The sequence below is a fragment of the Lacticaseibacillus suibinensis genome (assembly GCF_003946175.1).
Taxonomy (GTDB): Bacteria; Bacillota; Bacilli; order Lactobacillales; family Lactobacillaceae; genus Lacticaseibacillus; species Lacticaseibacillus suibinensis.
The window spans coordinates 1-15813 of the sequence record NZ_RHOK01000010.1; the positions used below are offsets into that span (position 1 = coordinate 1).

The 15813-nt window shown below is 47.9% G+C and carries 27 protein-coding genes, 2 tRNA genes and 1 pseudogene; 5 read left to right on the forward strand and 25 right to left on the reverse strand.

All coding sequences use genetic code 11. The features are described 5' to 3' along the window. Positions 1–119 precede the first annotated feature (119 nt). The gene (locus EKM90_RS06210; protein ID WP_125580772.1) at positions 120–908 is read right to left on the reverse strand and encodes a GcrA family cell cycle regulator; all 789 of its coding nucleotides are present in this window, start codon (positions 906–908) and stop codon (positions 120–122) included. Positions 909–1268: 360 nt separating this feature from the next. Here EKM90_RS06210 and EKM90_RS06220 point away from each other — a divergent pair, with 360 nt between their 5' ends. Beyond that, on the forward strand, positions 1269–1478 hold the full coding sequence (locus EKM90_RS06220; RefSeq protein ID WP_125580774.1) for a CsbD family protein: 210 nt from the start codon (positions 1269–1271) through the stop codon (positions 1476–1478). Between the two features lie 95 nt (positions 1479–1573). Here EKM90_RS06220 and EKM90_RS06225 read toward each other — a convergent pair whose 3' ends face one another. The 20 genes and pseudogenes from EKM90_RS06225 to EKM90_RS06315 form a co-directional block, all read right to left on the reverse strand. After that, entirely contained in the window at positions 1574–2206 is a 633-nt protein-coding gene (locus EKM90_RS06225; RefSeq protein WP_125580776.1) for a DUF4145 domain-containing protein, read from the reverse strand. Between the two features lie 59 nt (positions 2207–2265). Beyond that, a tRNA-Ile gene (locus EKM90_RS06230) sits at positions 2266–2338 on the reverse strand. Positions 2339–2632: 294 nt separating this feature from the next. Then, positions 2633–2705, reverse strand: a tRNA-OTHER gene (locus tag EKM90_RS12795). A 493-nt stretch (positions 2706–3198) separates the two neighbouring features. Beyond that, positions 3199–3756, reverse strand: a complete 558-nt coding sequence (locus tag EKM90_RS06235; RefSeq protein WP_125580778.1) for an ArpU family phage packaging/lysis transcriptional regulator — start codon at positions 3754–3756, stop codon at positions 3199–3201. 106 nt (positions 3757–3862) lie between these two features. Beyond that, complete coding sequence (locus EKM90_RS06240) at positions 3863–4231, reverse strand: hypothetical protein (protein WP_125580780.1); 369 nt, start codon at positions 4229–4231, stop codon at positions 3863–3865. Then, positions 4218–4667, reverse strand: coding sequence for a YopX family protein (locus tag EKM90_RS06245; protein WP_125580782.1), 450 nt, complete (start codon positions 4665–4667; stop codon positions 4218–4220). Before EKM90_RS06245 ends, EKM90_RS06240 begins: the two co-directional genes overlap by 14 nt. A 266-nt stretch (positions 4668–4933) precedes the next feature. Then, positions 4934–5365, reverse strand: coding sequence for a hypothetical protein (locus tag EKM90_RS06255; protein ID WP_125580784.1), 432 nt, complete (start codon positions 5363–5365; stop codon positions 4934–4936). Then, positions 5362–5688 (reverse strand): hypothetical protein, encoded by a 327-nt coding sequence (locus EKM90_RS06260; protein ID WP_125580786.1) that lies wholly within the window; start codon positions 5686–5688, stop codon positions 5362–5364. The genes EKM90_RS06255 and EKM90_RS06260 overlap by 4 nt, the downstream gene beginning before the upstream one ends. Before the next feature lie 2 nt (positions 5689–5690). After that, positions 5691–6275, reverse strand: a complete 585-nt coding sequence (locus EKM90_RS06265; protein WP_164507883.1) for a DUF1642 domain-containing protein — start codon at positions 6273–6275, stop codon at positions 5691–5693. Positions 6276–6372: 97 nt separating this feature from the next. After that, positions 6373–6651: a helix-turn-helix domain-containing protein gene (locus tag EKM90_RS06270; protein WP_164507884.1), complete on the reverse strand. Its 279-nt coding sequence runs from the start codon at positions 6649–6651 to the stop codon at positions 6373–6375. Between the two features lie 175 nt (positions 6652–6826). Then, the gene (locus tag EKM90_RS06275; RefSeq protein ID WP_125580792.1) at positions 6827–7246 is read right to left on the reverse strand and encodes a RusA family crossover junction endodeoxyribonuclease; all 420 of its coding nucleotides are present in this window, start codon (positions 7244–7246) and stop codon (positions 6827–6829) included. Beyond that, entirely contained in the window at positions 7230–8126 is an 897-nt protein-coding gene (locus tag EKM90_RS06280) for a replication protein (RefSeq protein ID WP_125580794.1), read from the reverse strand. The genes EKM90_RS06275 and EKM90_RS06280 overlap by 17 nt, the downstream gene beginning before the upstream one ends. Before the next feature lie 47 nt (positions 8127–8173). Further along, positions 8174–8536: pseudogene (gene ssb / locus EKM90_RS06285) on the reverse strand (single-stranded DNA-binding protein); the annotation flags it as partial. 2 nt (positions 8537–8538) lie between these two features. Continuing rightward, positions 8539–9162, reverse strand: coding sequence for a putative HNHc nuclease (locus EKM90_RS06290; protein ID WP_164507885.1), 624 nt, complete (start codon positions 9160–9162; stop codon positions 8539–8541). A gap of 67 nt (positions 9163–9229) precedes the next feature. Then, positions 9230–9901 carry an ERF family protein gene (locus tag EKM90_RS06295; protein ID WP_225422751.1) on the reverse strand — a complete coding sequence of 224 codons (672 nt, stop codon included), beginning with the start codon at positions 9899–9901 and terminating at the stop codon, positions 9230–9232. Next, on the reverse strand, positions 9902–10387 hold the full coding sequence (locus tag EKM90_RS06300; RefSeq protein WP_125580800.1) for a siphovirus Gp157 family protein: 486 nt from the start codon (positions 10385–10387) through the stop codon (positions 9902–9904). Between the two features lie 17 nt (positions 10388–10404). Continuing rightward, a complete protein-coding gene (locus EKM90_RS06305; RefSeq protein WP_125580802.1) occupies positions 10405–10629 on the reverse strand; it encodes a hypothetical protein in 225 nt (74 codons plus the stop codon). Beyond that, on the reverse strand, positions 10626–10760 hold the full coding sequence (locus EKM90_RS13125; protein WP_263852868.1) for a hypothetical protein: 135 nt from the start codon (positions 10758–10760) through the stop codon (positions 10626–10628). Before EKM90_RS13125 ends, EKM90_RS06305 begins: the two co-directional genes overlap by 4 nt. Then, positions 10750–10950 (reverse strand): hypothetical protein, encoded by a 201-nt coding sequence (locus EKM90_RS06310; protein WP_125580804.1) that lies wholly within the window; start codon positions 10948–10950, stop codon positions 10750–10752. The genes EKM90_RS13125 and EKM90_RS06310 overlap by 11 nt, the downstream gene beginning before the upstream one ends. A gap of 106 nt (positions 10951–11056) precedes the next feature. Further along, positions 11057–11371 carry a DUF771 domain-containing protein gene (locus tag EKM90_RS06315; RefSeq protein ID WP_125580806.1) on the reverse strand — a complete coding sequence of 105 codons (315 nt, stop codon included), beginning with the start codon at positions 11369–11371 and terminating at the stop codon, positions 11057–11059. A 51-nt stretch (positions 11372–11422) separates the two neighbouring features. Here EKM90_RS06315 and EKM90_RS06320 point away from each other — a divergent pair, with 51 nt between their 5' ends. Then, positions 11423–11671 carry a hypothetical protein gene (locus EKM90_RS06320; RefSeq protein WP_125580808.1) on the forward strand — a complete coding sequence of 83 codons (249 nt, stop codon included), beginning with the start codon at positions 11423–11425 and terminating at the stop codon, positions 11669–11671. 124 nt (positions 11672–11795) lie between these two features. On the opposite strand, the gene EKM90_RS06325 is transcribed toward EKM90_RS06320, so the two are convergent. Continuing rightward, positions 11796–12242 (reverse strand): hypothetical protein, encoded by a 447-nt coding sequence (locus EKM90_RS06325; RefSeq protein WP_125580810.1) that lies wholly within the window; start codon positions 12240–12242, stop codon positions 11796–11798. Between the two features lie 49 nt (positions 12243–12291). Between EKM90_RS06325 and EKM90_RS06330 the strand changes: the two genes are divergently transcribed. After that, complete coding sequence (locus EKM90_RS06330; protein WP_225422758.1) at positions 12292–12462, forward strand: zinc ribbon-containing protein; 171 nt, start codon at positions 12292–12294, stop codon at positions 12460–12462. Between the two features lie 143 nt (positions 12463–12605). On the opposite strand, the gene EKM90_RS06335 is transcribed toward EKM90_RS06330, so the two are convergent. Continuing rightward, positions 12606–13385, reverse strand: a complete 780-nt coding sequence (locus tag EKM90_RS06335; RefSeq protein WP_125580814.1) for a phage antirepressor — start codon at positions 13383–13385, stop codon at positions 12606–12608. Between the two features lie 63 nt (positions 13386–13448). Here EKM90_RS06335 and EKM90_RS06340 point away from each other — a divergent pair, with 63 nt between their 5' ends. Next, on the forward strand, positions 13449–13910 hold the full coding sequence (locus EKM90_RS06340) for a hypothetical protein (RefSeq protein WP_125580816.1): 462 nt from the start codon (positions 13449–13451) through the stop codon (positions 13908–13910). Positions 13911–13939: 29 nt separating this feature from the next. Here the strand turns inward: EKM90_RS06340 and EKM90_RS06345 are convergent, their stop codons facing one another. Together EKM90_RS06345 and EKM90_RS06350 are read right to left on the reverse strand one after the other, a co-directional pair. Next, on the reverse strand, positions 13940–14299 hold the full coding sequence (locus EKM90_RS06345; RefSeq protein ID WP_125580818.1) for a hypothetical protein: 360 nt from the start codon (positions 14297–14299) through the stop codon (positions 13940–13942). 16 nt (positions 14300–14315) lie between these two features. Then, positions 14316–14564, reverse strand: a complete 249-nt coding sequence (locus EKM90_RS06350; RefSeq protein ID WP_125580820.1) for an XRE family transcriptional regulator — start codon at positions 14562–14564, stop codon at positions 14316–14318. 135 nt (positions 14565–14699) lie between these two features. Between EKM90_RS06350 and EKM90_RS06355 the strand changes: the two genes are divergently transcribed. Beyond that, positions 14700–15485 carry a helix-turn-helix domain-containing protein gene (locus tag EKM90_RS06355; RefSeq protein ID WP_225422753.1) on the forward strand — a complete coding sequence of 262 codons (786 nt, stop codon included), beginning with the start codon at positions 14700–14702 and terminating at the stop codon, positions 15483–15485. Positions 15486–15813: the final 328 nt, after the last annotated feature.

Here is a 15813-nt window from a genome sequence, read left to right on the forward strand (position 1 = left end):
ATTCAAGCAGTCCAATCCGCACTGAACCATCGTCCCAGACGTATTCTGAACTATCTTCGCCCATGCGATTACTACCGATGCATGGCGTAACAGCCTAGACCACTATCAAGAATTCGTTATCATCGTTGCACTTGACTTGAAAATTGAGGCAGCGGAATAATCTGATCAAACAACTTCACAGCATCATGGAATGCCTGACGCATGTTTGCGTGATCTAATTGTGTTCCTCTAACCGTTTGTGTTGCATGAATCTGATCACTATGGAACAGATCTCCCAACTGCTCGATCACAATCTCGTTGTAGCCGTCCATGATGATCTCTCTAAGTTGGCTCACCATGTCTTTTAGATCGGCGAATGTTGTCCAGCCAAAATGCAGGTCAGGCAATGGGATAACTAGGTTGCGATCGCCAGATTTCTTCATGCCGTAATTGACCGGAATTATTTTGGTGTTGAACGCTTCAGCCATTTCACTTATCGATAAGCCTTGTTTCGGCTTTACGCGAATATGAATGCTGTACTGCGGAACTATGCCGTCTTCGGTACTATGCTGCTCATACACTTTGTAGTCGCCTAAGACCATCTCGAACTTATCAGGATCGTATCCACACAACTCCATCAAAGTTCGTGGGTCTTTATTTGGCTCATGCTTGAGTCTCATTAAGGCCGTGACTGTTTGGCTACCATCAGCATTAAGAGCGACTTTTCTGTCAGCGGATGTAGCCTTTGTATTTGTACCATCTGAGTCATATTCATTAGGCATGGGTGATTGAAACTCAATTCCAAGCCGCCGCGATTTCTTCTGGACTGCATCGTAGCTAATTCCTAGCTTGTCTGCTGTCTCGCGTCTGGTAAAGCCTTCAGAGGCGAGCTTCCTAATGCCACTGATTTGTTCATCTGTCCATTGCATCTACTCGCCTCCTAAAATTTAAACTAGATGTCCATTGGGTCGTCATAACACGGCCCTTCTTCCCACCATGATGCCACGCACGTGGATGAGCTGTCATCTTCCCAATAGTCCTTATCAAGCTCAATCTCGACCACATCTTCGGGGCTGACATTCCTAGAAGATACATAATCATCTAGCTTGGCTTTATCCGTGGCTGCAAATACAACGTCAACCTCTTCGGATCCGCCTTCCCATTGATCGGCGTATCAAAATTCGTGTGTCACTAAATACAGTTTCAAGTCCTCGCCTCCAAAAATAAGTTGTTTGCAATATAACTCCAAATATAGGACAATGATGGTACACCAAAAGGAGGTAATATCTATGAGCTTAGATGGTAAAGTTGATAGCACTAAGGACAAAATCTCCGGTAAAGCCAAAGAAGTTGAAGGTAAAGTTACTGGTGATAAGGCCCGTGAAGCACAAGGTAAGGCTGAAGGCATGCTTGGCAAAGTAAAAGAAAAATTAGACGATGCCAAAGATGCCGTTAAAGATACCGTTGATGATGTAAAAGAAAAGTTCGATAAAGATTAATCTCTTGGCCGGCATTTGCCGGCTATTTGTTTGCACAAAAATAGCACCTCACCGTTTGGCGGAGTGCTTGCATAAATAAAAAGACGCCTAAGCGTCTAATTGTTTTTCTGCTCATCCATTGCACCCAGCAATGCCGGATACTCGAAATTAGACTTAAGTAACATTTCGCAAAATTTGATTATCAGTTCAGCCTGCTGCTGTGTATTAATAACTAGTCGATGCGTTGCTGCATTTCCATACTTACGAATAGCATCAATCCATTTAGTACTGTTCGTAGTGACATAATTATGGTCTGCAAGATAATCTACATAAAATTGAAAGCTTTGATTATCTTTCGCCCCGAAACTAACAGCCACGTGGTCTAGTAAGGTTCTGCATAACAGAATGACACCAGTATATGCCCCAACAGAATATGCAGATCGCGCTTCTTCATAAATCTCATTTACATCTGGTTCGACGTTTTGAACAGAATTGCCGAAGTTTTTACCTGGAACCTGAATTTCCATGCCCTCCTTGTCCTTTCCTATAAAAGTTGGCAAGTTACATGATGTGCATATATAAATACCCGCTGGCTGTGATGTTTTGTAGTTACCATACTTGTCATGATATCCCAAAGACATCCCCTTCTCACTGTTTACACGTTCTCCACAATATCCACATGTAAAACTTGCACTTCGTATTGTTCCTGAGTTCCAATCATGTGCGTAATCATTTAAATCGTATTTCATTCTTATCACCTCAAAAAAATAGTACTCCAGCATGAACTGGAATACTACGTTGAGGTGAGTGTAGACGGCAGGGCTTTAACCTGCACCCACGCAATTATAAGTTGCGCGCTCTACCGATTGAGCTACATCTACGTAAGCGAGCGGACGGAGTTGCACCGCCCTGTTTCAGCATTGCTTAACCGGTACCAATGCCTTCCCTCATCGTCTGTTGCTCGCATAATGCGCCACCGGTCGTACTTCCCAGCGACGACTTCTGGCGAGATTGACCAGCCCAGATTGTGCCGGACTTTCACCGGGCTTCACTGCTGACCGAAGCAATGCAGTATGCAGGGTGCGACCCCGCTCATCATATGAAGGTGTCAATTAGTCTTGGCAAACTCACAAAGTCCCACCATCCAAAGGCTCTGTGGTTGCTATCCTTGACTATGTGAGAGGTGGGAATCGAACCCGCATATTGCCCGCCTGATGACGGGGTGCCGTACCAATTGGCTACTCTCACTCCATGCTATCCGAGGCGATGGTTTCTGAGCCCTCGGTTTCGGTGGTTCCCACATTGCCTTGAAGTGCAAGGCATGTGACCACGCTTTATATTCGCCCATTATCCGTGCTAGCAAACACGCCGGGCTTTACCGGTTCTATCGCTGGTCGGGATTTGCACCCGGCATGATGATCATCAACTAAGCGTCTACCTATTCCGCCACAGCGACACGACACGAATCCTAGATACCGCGCTAGGCCGCTAACGACAGATCTGTCATCCGGTGTAAGTGTGTCTTCTTACACTGGCCAATTGTGTTTGCTCGCTCTCCCAGTTTAGTATGGGGTCATCGCAAGCTATTCCCCGTGCCGGAATCGGACCGGCAGCCGTGCGTGGCTTCCATATCGGGGTGACCTGTCCATGGCTTTATCATCACCACAGACCGACATAAACCAAGAAAGAAGGCGTGCCTCTGGTTCCCACCTTTGGCACAATACAATAATAACATGCAATTTCAGGGCAGATGTCCAGTCTTTGTCCGCTCTTTGTCCGGTGTTTGTCCGCTGTTTGTCCGGACCAGCAATCCATGGTCACCGACCGGCCATAGTCCGGCAAAGGTATAAAGCGCGTCCTTAAGAGCATCGTAGTACCCGCTTTTCTCATATCCAGAATCCGCAATCAACATTTCTACGGCAATGGGTCGCTTAATGTAATAGTCTTTCAGTATGTTTCGCCGAGCATCATCTTCGATGCACTCGATTGTCTTTTCACAGACTTCTACGTACGTTTCATCATCCAAATGGTTGGTAATCTTTATTTCCATAACGTTGCCGATTGATGGCGACCTTGGCATGCCATCAAGCGATGGCGACTTGATCGAGGCTTTCACACGTGACCGCTGTTTTCGTCTGCGATAGTCTTCTAGCACATTGTCAGCTTCGGCCACAGATGCTTCATAATCCCACGGGCTCACAGCACTAGCTGTTGTCTTTCTCACTTGCGCATCACTCCTTTCCCAATTAGCCCAGAACCACACGCCCACCAAGGCTATGAACAGCATGACGGCAATCAACGATCATGCCACCAGTTGTAAATTAGCCAGATAGCTAGCGCGGTTAATCCAATGATTGTAGCAGCGATCTCGAACCAGAATTTGAATCCAAGATAATCATATAAGCTCATACTTCCTCCCACTCGCCGCTCAGTCCCCCGGCGTTGCCATCCAAGTAGGCTTTGTACTGCACATCTGGAATTATTTCTGAAATGTCGGGGTATGAATCTCCGATAGGCTCATCTTGTATCGCATCGTCCGCCAACGCGGCAATAAACTCGCGGCCGGTCATGAGCTGGTAGCGGTCACCATCTAGGTCTGTGTGAATGTCGTAGTCTTCCTCCAAGTGGCAGTACGCCTGCTGCAACCTGCGCTCCCACGCGAGGAGCGTCGTCCCGACAATGCGGTCAACATTCCGATTGACGTTTCCGGTTAGCCGCAGGCCTTCTGCCTCCATGTCGCATAGAACCGCACTCACGGTTTCAGTCTTCGTCATGCTCGGCCACCTCCAGTAGCTGTTTGTCCTCAAATATGTTCCCGATGACCTCGTAGGTACGATATTCCCCGCTATAATACAGCCGAAAGTCGTGGCCATCCTTATCGTGGATGGTAAACGATGGGTCAACTCGTCCGTAGTGAACAGCCCCCACAAACGATTTTTCATGCTGCCTTCTCGGTTTGCTCCGAACGATGTCGCCTTCATAGATTTCCCGCCCGTTCTTGTCGTGCAGGCCGGTGTACTGCATGATCCGCCGGAACGGTACGCCGTTCATATCTTTTTCTTCCTCGCGATTGTCGTCTGACTCTTCGTGGTCGAAGACAAACATAGTCGCATTGTCTGACTCCAGCCGGTCGGAATAGCTCATGCCGTGGCCTTTGCCATACATTTTTTCGCGCTCTGGATCCCACTCGCGAAACTTAATCTGTCTCATCTCGCACCTCCGGGATATAGTCCTTGACCTTCATATCGTCCACCCACACTTCGGCATTGATCGCATTGGTGCGCTCTCGCACAACATCTAAGACACGTTTCCGCCCCTTTTCGCTCCAAGTGCTGATGTCGGGTACAGGCATTAGGTTCGCGTCATATCACTGGAAGGCAAGCACATGGTCCTTGGTGCGTTTCTTATCAAGGAGAAGCTCATCGGTGCCAAATCCACGACCGATCGAGAAGCCACCCTTAAAGTATTCAGCTAGATTAATTCTCATCTCGCACCTTCGCCTCCAGTTTCACGATTTCGCCAGTTTCCTCAACGCGCCAGACACCGTACAGCCACGCACGGGCTATTACATCACTATGCAGGAGATAATATTTTCTAATATCTTCATGAATTGCTGAAACAACCTTTTCCACACCGATACGCCATGGTTCAACTAGATCAAACAGTAAATCCGTTAAACCTTTTTCGCTGCCATAAGTCGTCCAATAAAACTTGATTGCATCACTTACCGCTTTCGGAATCACCGGCAGATCATCTGGCAGAGCGGCATCATAACTTTTTTTAAAATACATAAAGTCCAATTCTGGAATGTGTTCATCTGGTTCATTGACGAGTTTATCAAGACGTTTTTCGTCTTCAAGGTAAGCTGCTAATAATTTATTTAATACGTCCCGCTTCGTCTCAGTCATTTCTCCACCTCAGGTAGATTGCGGCCACACATCGGGTATCGCTGAATTAGAATGCGCAAGTTGATGTGCGGTTCGTGCCCGTCATATTTGTCACGCATCAATAGCTGATCATCCACGATCCTGACCATGTAGCGTCCAGTGTCACGCAGGGGCTTAGGGTTATCGTCGCGGCAGTACGGGCAATCTGCCTGTTCTGCGTTGTCCAGTGCGGCGGCGTAACGCTGTCGTGCCTCATTCACACATTCAGCAGCTAATGGGTCTTTAAGCGCCTTTATCATGTCGAGATAATACTCGAACACGTCCCGCTTCGTCTCCTCACTCATCGTTATCCTTCTCTCCACATGTTCATCTCGCAGTCCTGCAATCCGTATTGCTGAATCTCAGCCGCGGTGAACCAGGTCAATTCAAGCTGGCGACCAATTAATCCAGTATTTCGAACTGGGAATGTGTCACTGCGATTGTGGTGTTTGAGCTTTGACTCCGGTGAATACTTCTGGAAAATCCAACCGTCAGCATATGGCACTTTAAGTTGATACCGTTTCTCCTTCGCCACCGTGTAGCCATTGGCGTAGGCGCGCATGAGGCGGTCTTGAATGTGTGTGCGGTTTAAGCTCCCATAGTCGTCCCAATGCTCATCCACATAGTCAGAGATTAAACCGGCACCGTAGTTGTCGTCTTTCAAAGCCTCTTTTAGCATCTTCGCTTCATTCTGGCTCACCACTTCTGGCTCCGGCTTCTCGACTAGCGCGACCACGTGGCCGCCGCGTTCGAAAGCAATGCGATTTGCATATTCATGGTTCCCGTTTGTAGTCCAGATGCAGGCTTCACTCGGCCAAAACTTTTCATCGTAAAAATCAAACCACTCACCCTTTTCATTCTTCACTGCATACAGCTTTGCTTTATCTGTCATGCTTGCTTCCTCCCAATCTCCCATGCTGCCCAGCCAATGATGTAAATGGCAGCTACCGTGGCAATGTCCCAATACTTCCACACCGTGACGACCAAACTCACGAAATCATCCATTGCTTGTTCTCCTCGTAGTATTCAGGCCCGATGGGACTCACAAGCTCGTCAAAAGTAATATTCATCACCTTGGCACACTCATGAAGCGCTGGCGAGCCAAGCTGGTCAAGCCTGTCTCGATTGACAAAATTGCTGACTGCCCCGGCCGAATGTCCAATTGCACGTGCGAAGTCCTTAACTTCGATATGGTGCCAGTCTAGATAGTTAAAGATCCGCACCGCCGCATTTGCTTTCGGATTATTTTTCATAATTTCGCCTTTCATGACTCGTAGCCGATTTTCGACACTATAACGGGCTCGCTCAGTGTGATGTGTACTCTTTGCTTGTCGCTCCGTGCATTACCTCGCTTTGATTGCCGGTTAATCCACTGATAGCAAAGTTCTTTGTATTTTGCCGTGAAGTAAGACTTACCGCTCTCGAAGCCAATAACTTGATAACTCATAGTTCCTCTACCTCAATTTCTACCCGCGGTGTGTCGCTGTACCACTTGCTGACGTGCATCTCAACGATTTGGTTGTCGTCTACCCATACAATCCCGGTCAGCGCATCAGACACCGCTTTGTAATAGTTGTCTGTATCCGGTTTAACAGTTGGCCTAATGATGCCGTCCTGTTTTTGCCGCTTAGTAAGCTTGCTACCGGCTTTTTGAATGCCCCTGTATACTTTCACGCTTATCCTGATAGAACCCGTCATAGGCTCAATATGGAGCTCCTGCCGTGCAATCTGCTTGACGTACTCCTTGTACGCTTTAGACTTGGGCGGATCATACGTACTTACATACTTTCCTCGCCGAGAAAACCTAGGCCGTCCTTGAGCAACCGGTTCACCGGGAATAGTTAATTTAACTGCTGGTTGCATTTCTACTCCTAAGTTGTTCTAATTCCTTGAGTTGCTCCGCCAGCTCCGCTTTAGCGTCTGCGCTGACCTCTTGCTTAGGTGCTTTGTAGCCTTCTTGCATCCATTCTGGCGTGGCCTCCTGTCTCGCAGGCGCACGTCTTGAGATGTATGGCCGGTTAGCCTGCGCCTTCATGGTGTCGTACTTCTCACGCAGCTTAGCGACACTCAAGATATTCGTTTGCCAGAACGTATCAGACTGGCACCAGTCGATCATGCGATGGATCTTGTCGAATGGTCGCTTGTCGATCTCGTGCATCTTGCGAATGTCATTTGCCCACGCTTGCAGGTTCGGCTTCCTGTGCTCTGGATTGTTGCTTTTGATTTTCTCCCAGAGGTAGGTCGCTTCGATCAGTTCCGGGGAGTCGTCGGCATATTCCCGCTTGCGGGAATGCTGACTATCTCTTTTATTAGCATTCTTTGCATTCTTAGCATTCTTGATTGTTGTCACTGGGTTGTCAGTGGATTGTCGTTGGGTTGTCATTGGGTTGTCACTGCTCTGATATTGAGGGTAGTTAACTACAGTAATGACGCTGTATTTGTTGTTTGACTTGATTGTCAACATGCCTTCATTTTCAAATCGTTTTACCCAGCGCCAGACCTTTCGCCATGCCACTTGATTGTCACGAGGTACCCCGTTGTTGAACTCAAACGCCAATGCGTGGGCTCCCGTGACCAGTTGACCGCTTGTCACGTCCACCTGCTGACCGTTAAATAGGAAACGATTGCCATCGTGAGATGCCTTCATCAAAATTAACAGCCATAGCTTTAACTGATTTGCGTCAGTCCATACGAAGGACTGGCGTATTTTCCGATATACCTTGATCCAGCCTCCGTCTGCCATGTAATCACCTCAATCTAGAAGGGAAGGCCATCATCATCTGCGACGTTTGCTGGCTGGCTACTGTTGGTTGGTGCTTGGTTAGCCGCCTGAGACCTCGGTTCAAGCAACGCGAAGTTCTCAACGACGACCTCAGTCACATACACTTTCTGGCCCTCTTTGTTGTCGTACGTGCGCGTTTGAATATGCCCCTCTACGCCAACGAGCGAACCCTTATGCGTGAATTTGGAGAAGTTTTCAGCACTCTTGCGCCAAACCACACAGTTGATGAAGTCGCTCTCTCGTTCGCCTTGTTGATTCGTAAACTGGCGGCTAACTGCCAGCGTGAACTGGGCTACAGCGGTCTCACCTTGCGTGTATTTCAATTCGGCATTACGGGTCAGACGACCCGTCAGTGATACGTTATTAATCATTACTAATTCCTCCCATCAAATTTTTCGAATTGTTTTCTCGTATTGAGCCGGAGACTGACTAACGTTTCTTCGTCCAGTTTCACCGGCTTTATCTTGTAGAAATCCATAAACCAATTGATGCCTTTTTGGTGCCGAATTGTGTGATGCACTCGGCAAAGCGGCATAAACTTGTATAGCCGGTTGTCTACGTCATTGCGGTTGCGTCCTGCTCCAAGCGGCGGCTCGTGGTCAATATCCGCATGCTTACCACAGATCACACACAGGCGATGTTTAAGACACTGCATCATCAGGGGATAGTCGTCTGGTATTGAGTCCATATGTTTGGTGCTCCATGGCAAGCCGTGGTCAAAGCCAAACGTGATAACATAGCTCAGGTACTCACTGGCTTTACTCATCGAACAATTAGACATTGAGAAATATTCGGACCCCGTTTCAGCCATGTAGAACGCCTTAGTCCAGGCCTCCATCTCAAGTGGTGAATACCCCGTGTATAGCGCATAATCGTTGATCAGTGCCCATATCTTCTTACGCTGGTCAGGGCTGATACTCCGTCCGTCTTCAACCTCAACGGCGACACTTGGCTTCTTGCCGTTCGCAAGTTGATGTAACCGCAGTGTGTCAGGCATTTTGTTTAGCCTGACAGTAAGCTCATCACCGCTCAGCTTTTCAATGCTCCCGTTGAGTAGCAAACGATCACCCCGTAATCTTGCTGAGTGCAATCTTTAACTTACCGAGTTCAGCCTCAGATAACTCAGTGAACCTTGTTGTGACTCCAGCAGAACTGGCAATACTCTTGTAGAGATCATTCGGCTGGGAACCGTCTTTCACCGCGAAGTCAGCCAGCAATTGCCTGAACGTGGCCCTATCTTGCGCAGACGCAACGGGAGCATTTGTCTTGTCTGTTGAACGTGGACTTTCGTCAGCATCTCCATCTGTTTCTTGATCGCTAATGTTAAATAACTGCTTATAGAAGTTCTTCTGCGCAGCCGTGGCGGCCTTCATCATCGCTTTCTCAGCGGTATCTTGGCCGCTGCCAAGCATTGATCCGTGCAACGTTTCGTGACCGTCTGTGATGTCATAACGGCCAAGTACGTCAACATAATGGTTGCTTCCTTTACGCCCCTGCCGATCTTCCTGATTGAGCATTTCGTATGAAGGAATGATCATTAACCCGGTTGCTTCTAGCGCCGGCTTTACCGCGGCCTTAATGGCGGCTTCAGACTGAAACCGGTAGTTATTGAATGAATTCTCGCCATCTTTGGCCACAGGTTTAATCATCTTGCTTGCCATCACAAGCTTCTGGACAATATTTAGTCCCTTCTGTTCAGACATTTCTTGAGTGGCTTCCTGCTTATCTTCTGCCATCTACCGCACCCCCAGTGACACGTTTTCGACCAGCCGTGCGTTCGGTACGTCACGGCCAGATTGCAATGCTTTCTTCAAGTCGGCTTTGTTGACCGCCAACGTGGTCTTAATGAACTCCTGCGGCAGTTGGTTCGGGTCTTCTGGTGCTTGCACGCTGACTGTCCGCCGTGTGTAGATGGTGAACAGGGGCGTCTTGATGTGTTCGTGCCCGGTTTCAACCATTGCCTGCACTAGCCGTTGCTTAATCGTATTAGCATTGTTATTGAAGCTAGATCTGCGTTCTTGCAGACGCTTGATTTCGGCGTCAATCTCTTTGACGTCCGCGTCAATTGATTTGTAAACCTTGACATAGCCGACTGCCTTGTCTTCAAAGTCACCCTCAACCATTTCCATCGTGTCAGCAATCGCTTGTGGATCAGCGTTGCCGCTTTCTGCTTGTCGTTGTAGGCTGGTCAATTTATCTGTTAGGTCGTATAATATGTTCATACCCCTTGGTTTCCTTTCTAGTCGTTGGCCTGAATGCCGGCGGCTTTTTGCGTGTCTTCAAGCAATTCACGGCGCTTGCTTTCGTTCATGTTCACAACCTGCGTATACACGCCAATCGCTTCAGAAAGCTTGCCGACTGCGTATGGATTGTCGCCATTTGACTCACCAACGTCTGCCTTAGCATTGCTGACATTGTCTAGTAGCACTTGCATGATTTCTTGCGGTGTTAAGTACACAATCATTTCGTTTCACCTTCCTTCATGGTTTCCTGCATCTTCATCCACGCTAGTTTCTCCATCCATTCGTATCCGTTGCCGCGAATAATCGCTAGGTTCCTGATGCGGCGCAGGCGTTCATATGTGCTAAGGTTCATAGTCTGTCGCCCCCAGTTCGTCGCGTACATAGTCTTCCAGTTCGTCTAGCAGAACCAGTTCGCCGTGGAAGTCGAGATAGTCGCGGCTTTCATCGATCGGGTTGCCCTTCCAGTCTTCAAACTGTTGCGGATCCCCTTCGGCTTCGTGCTGGCGTGATAGTTCAGCCTCGCGGAATTGATCGCGCATCATTCGAAGTACCCCCTTGGATCACGTATGAAGTAACCGATCATGAGCGCCATGATAACCGCCGGAATGGCCCGCGGGTATGATAATACAAATTCGATGAGTTGTTGCATCATGACTTAGCCTCCTTTGCTATGTTGCGGAACTCTTTCCGCATGAACTCGCTGAACGCCAGCGGTTCGAACCGCCAGCCCATCTGGCCATGGTAGTTGAATGCGAACCCGTCAAGTTGTCGTTGGAACCGCGGCTGGTTGAGGATGTGCTCGCTCAGCCAGGTTGGCGTGATGCCATAGCGTTCTTGCACTTCCTTCGCTGACCACCAGCGGCGGTAGTCAGGTTCGTGCTTAAGATGGTCGGCAACGGCTCTATCCACGGCTGTTTTGATTGCCTCCTGAATTAATGGCATCAGGTCTAATGTGGGTGGCATATCTGATGCCTCCTTTTTGTGAGATAATTCACCTCGAAAGGAGGTGATAAAATGAAACTCGATTCTAATAAGTTGACTGCTATCATCGAGACCATTAACGATGACATCTACGCCACAGATTTAACGACGGAGAAACTGCAAGAACGTGTGGCCGACTATACCGATGATGATGGCAAAATTGGTATAGGTGACTTCGCACAATGGATGATGCAGGAGAGCCGCGACTATACGACGATTTACACTCGCCGTCTTATAGAAGCCCTCGCCGACGCCGGTTATTTGCACGACCCTGACGCGTGATATATTTTGCCAACTTGTTTGCTTCTTCGTGCTCCTCGCTACCGTAAATAGCTTGGAGCACTTTTTTAATCTCATCTGTGGTACCTTCAATTGTCAGTTTCATCTATACGGCCTCCTTAATTGACTACTTCCACTCCTGGGCAAGCTTCGCAGCTCGATCGTCATATAGGGCCAAGAACTCATCCCTAAATTTCGAGTACGCCTCTCGTACTGTCGCGATGTCAGCGCGTGTAACCAGTCCATTCTTCGTTTCTCCGACTACCGCAAGCGCTAAGAAACGAAGCTTGTCATGCAGTTCTTTTGCACTAAATCCATCATTTCTAATAATGTTCCCGTCATCATATTGATGCCTGCTATAAACCGAACCAGGTACTCCGAATCGGTCTTTGGGCATTCCGTGGCGCTTGTTGATTGTTGCAATGTCGTTTGTGTCTACCGCAATCCCAGTAAATAACGTGTTCGCTGTGAAACCGGTGGGCTGTCGGATAGCCTCGGCAACACGTTGTCGGATAAGTTCTTCCAAGTCATGCCGCGACACAGTGATTAGGTCGCCGACGTTTTTGTCTATCATTTTTATTTTCTCCTTCTAGAATGGTTGCGCTTACTTCATTAGTGAGATAATAGTCACATCTCAAACAAAGGAGGCGAATTTCATGTATCATACTGGCGATAAACCGGGTGCCGGCAATTATAAGTGCACCAACTGTGGCGAGATCATCACTCTCGACCAGTCTTCGGACACGCTTCCACCATGTCCGTCGTGCAACGGCACTAATTGGGTAAAGCTTTAATCAGTAATGAGGTGGCCTAAGCCACCTTTTTGTGTTGGACGAATAAGCACTTACCAAAAATCATGATCCACCGGCAGGTATACTTGCCTTTGCGATTGGAATAGTTAGTCTTGAAAAATCCTGTTTTCATATTAATTGCCTCCTTAGGCTGTTTGTGGTTCGTTAGTCTGTAGAAACTTGTTGATAAAATACTGCTGACCTTTGCCGGTTACCTTTGGGGTCTTCTGAACTGTTACATGGCCGTCCGAGTGACTGATCGCCGTTTCCTTGACCTCGAACAAGCCTAGCTCCATCGCTCGTTGTGTCGGCGAGTTATAGTCAGCACCAATCCGTTTGATCAGATAACCTTTTTCACGTAACCAGGCGAACAACCGCTTGGCACCAATATCAATGCCGTTCTGTTTGAGCACCTTGGCAAGATCACCGACCAAGATAGTTGTGTGACTGGTGGCTACCGCGTCTGCGAACAACGCTTTGGGCTTCATCGTCTCGTTATCGGCCGTAAGTGCCGCCGTCTTGGCTTGCTCGTCCTTGAGCTGAGTTGCCAAGCCGATGATGAAGTCTGGATTGAGGATTGCTTTCTCAATCGTCTCAGGCGTCATATATGCACCATGCTTGCGGATTGATGGGAGGACTTCTGACGTAACCCAATGCTTGAACTCTTTTGCGTTCGGAAGCTTGCTTAAGAGAACTAAGCTATACAGGCCGGACTCGTTGATGACGGTCATCATTCGGTCCTGACCTGAGGTACTGATTTGGTACTTCAGCCTGTCTTCAGCGTCAACATGTGCATTGATGTCCCGGCTACCGTTTTGATAGCCAAGCACCTCGGCGACATCTTTGCCGACAAACATTGGTTGATTGTCGACCAACACGGTGCGAACCTGTTGCCCGTGAAAATCAAACAGTTGTGGTTCATTCAATTTGTTTCCTTCTTTCTTTTGGCCTCCCCTTGGCAGATAATCTGGTGGGAAGGAGGTGAAAAAATGGATTGGTCAAAATGGATTTCAGCAATCGCCTTAGTCATCAGTTTTCTCGCACTGTCTGTGCCGTTATATCGTTCGCGGCAATCGGCAAAAATTAAAGAAATTATCACCATTCCAACGCTTGAAAACGCCACGTGGGCATACGTTGTCGTTGCGAATTATTCAACAACATCGCTTTCAATTTATGGCGCAACGTTGAACGGGGTGCGCTTGTATCGCCACAAGCACTATTTTGCCGACAGGCCCGACGAGGGTAAACAATACTCAAGCGAGTTCCCAGTGAAAATTGCACCGCAGAGTTCTGACGGCCTTCTGTTAGAATTTGTAAATCGCGAAAAAGTTGCGTTCGATAGAACGGCTGAAATTGAATTGGTGCTCTTTGGAAATAGCGGAAACGTTAAGGCGAATTTGGTTATAAACCAAAGTAAGCTAACACCAGAGATAGCACTGAGAGAAATATAGCTATGACAGCAAGTGATATGCGTAATCGGTCATCGTTGTTCATGGAGCGCCTCCACAAACGTCTTCACGGCATCAATCTGTTGTTCGTTCAATCCAAGGCGTTGAAGGTTTTCAACCGTGCTTTGTTCAAAGAGCCATTTGGTGGCGTCCGTGCGGGGCGTCACTTTTTGCTTGTCCGTCATCGAGTCTAAGTTGAACTCAACGCCGTCAATGTGCATGAATAGATTGCCAATGGTTTGCGGGAAGTCCTTCTGGATTTTCCGTTTTTCTTCATCTCGCATTGGAATGAGCATCGCTGGGCTTGATGTTGATCCCGATAGAATCGGAACGTTCTCTCCATCGACCGCATAGGGCTTTCGCTTGCCCTTGTAGTAGATAACGTAGTCCATGGTTCTGCCCCCCTTTTTACACGGCTTCCTGCATAAGGTGCGTTTCTGCACCTTTTTCATCAAAAAAAATATCCATAATTTCTGCGGTTCCTAGATTTAGGGTAAGAATCATCGAATGAATGTCGCCAACGGTAAATGTTTCGCCGCCCTTTTTCATCTTTCGGTAGAAACTGCTACGATCGATTCCGATTTCTTTGGCAACGCCTTCTTGTGTCATTTGTCGTTCGACAATTTTACCTTTGAGCTTAAGCGTATTAACGTGCATTTTGGTGTCCTCCCTTCTGGTGCGTTCCTGCACCTTTTATGTTTTAATCATATATCGGCAAGTGCGTTTATGCAACTACAAGTTTGTTGCAATTATGCACCATTTGATATAGAATTTCCTCAAGAGGTGATCACCATGGCAAATAGATGGCCAATAGAGCGCATAAGAGCCGTACTAAAGCAACGCCGTATTAATGCCGGTCTTTCTGCCGAGGAACTAGCGAAGCGGATTGGTGTTTCTAAAACCACCATATATAGGTATGAATCCGGAGAAATAGAAAAAATGCCCGTCAACGTTTTAAATAAGTTGGCCAATGAGCTGAACATTAACCCTTTCTTTGTTCTGGGAATTGACGACGATGATTCTCGTGCAGCTTTCGATGCCGTCAATTTAAAAAATGAAATTCAGAGAACACTTTCTTCAAAAGAAGCTAATCACATTTCAACAGTAAGGAAGCTCCACCCTGAACGTCAGCAGAAAGTTTACACGTACGCAGAGAAGCAGCTTAACGAGCAGCAAAACGAGCACGTCGTCCCGTTCACTGAACAGCGTGAGATTGTGTGCGGGCGTGGCACAGCCGCCGGTGCTCCAATCGATGGCGATGCACAGGACGCTGAGGTGCGTAGGACGCGCGTCAATGTTGACGACATCCCAGCTAGTGCAGATGAAATCGTGACCGTTGAAGGCGACTCGATGGAGCCAGACTACCCGAAGTATTCGCAGATATTTGTTCGCTGGCAAGACACAATAGACGATGGCGATCTGGCCGTTGTCCGTGTGGCCGACGAGGGCGTCACATTCAAGCAGGTGTCCCGCGATTATCAACAAAAGAAAATTGTTCTACACTCACTGAATGACAAGTATCCCGACAGATACCTAGATCCCGAAGATATAAGCATCATAGGCGTTGTGCTGAACTAACCCACCAAGCAGCAGGCACGGGCAGGACGTGCCGTGGGCGTTAATCTGAAAGGAGAATCGACATGAAGATCAAGAACTTATATATGTATGCAGCATGCTTGGTTTGTCTTGTAGTTGCTTTGATTTCGCTATACACCGTTGTATCTGGTATTTCATCGCTGATCTGGTTCGACAAGTCCGCACAGCCCGGTATCTACCTCTACCAGCAGCTATTCAACGGGGCAATCATGCTAATAGTGTCTTCGTTGCTATTCATATTCCACTGGCGCCACACAGATAAGTAGCACCTGCGCAACAAAACCCGTCTAGCGGCATGGTCGTGCGAGCC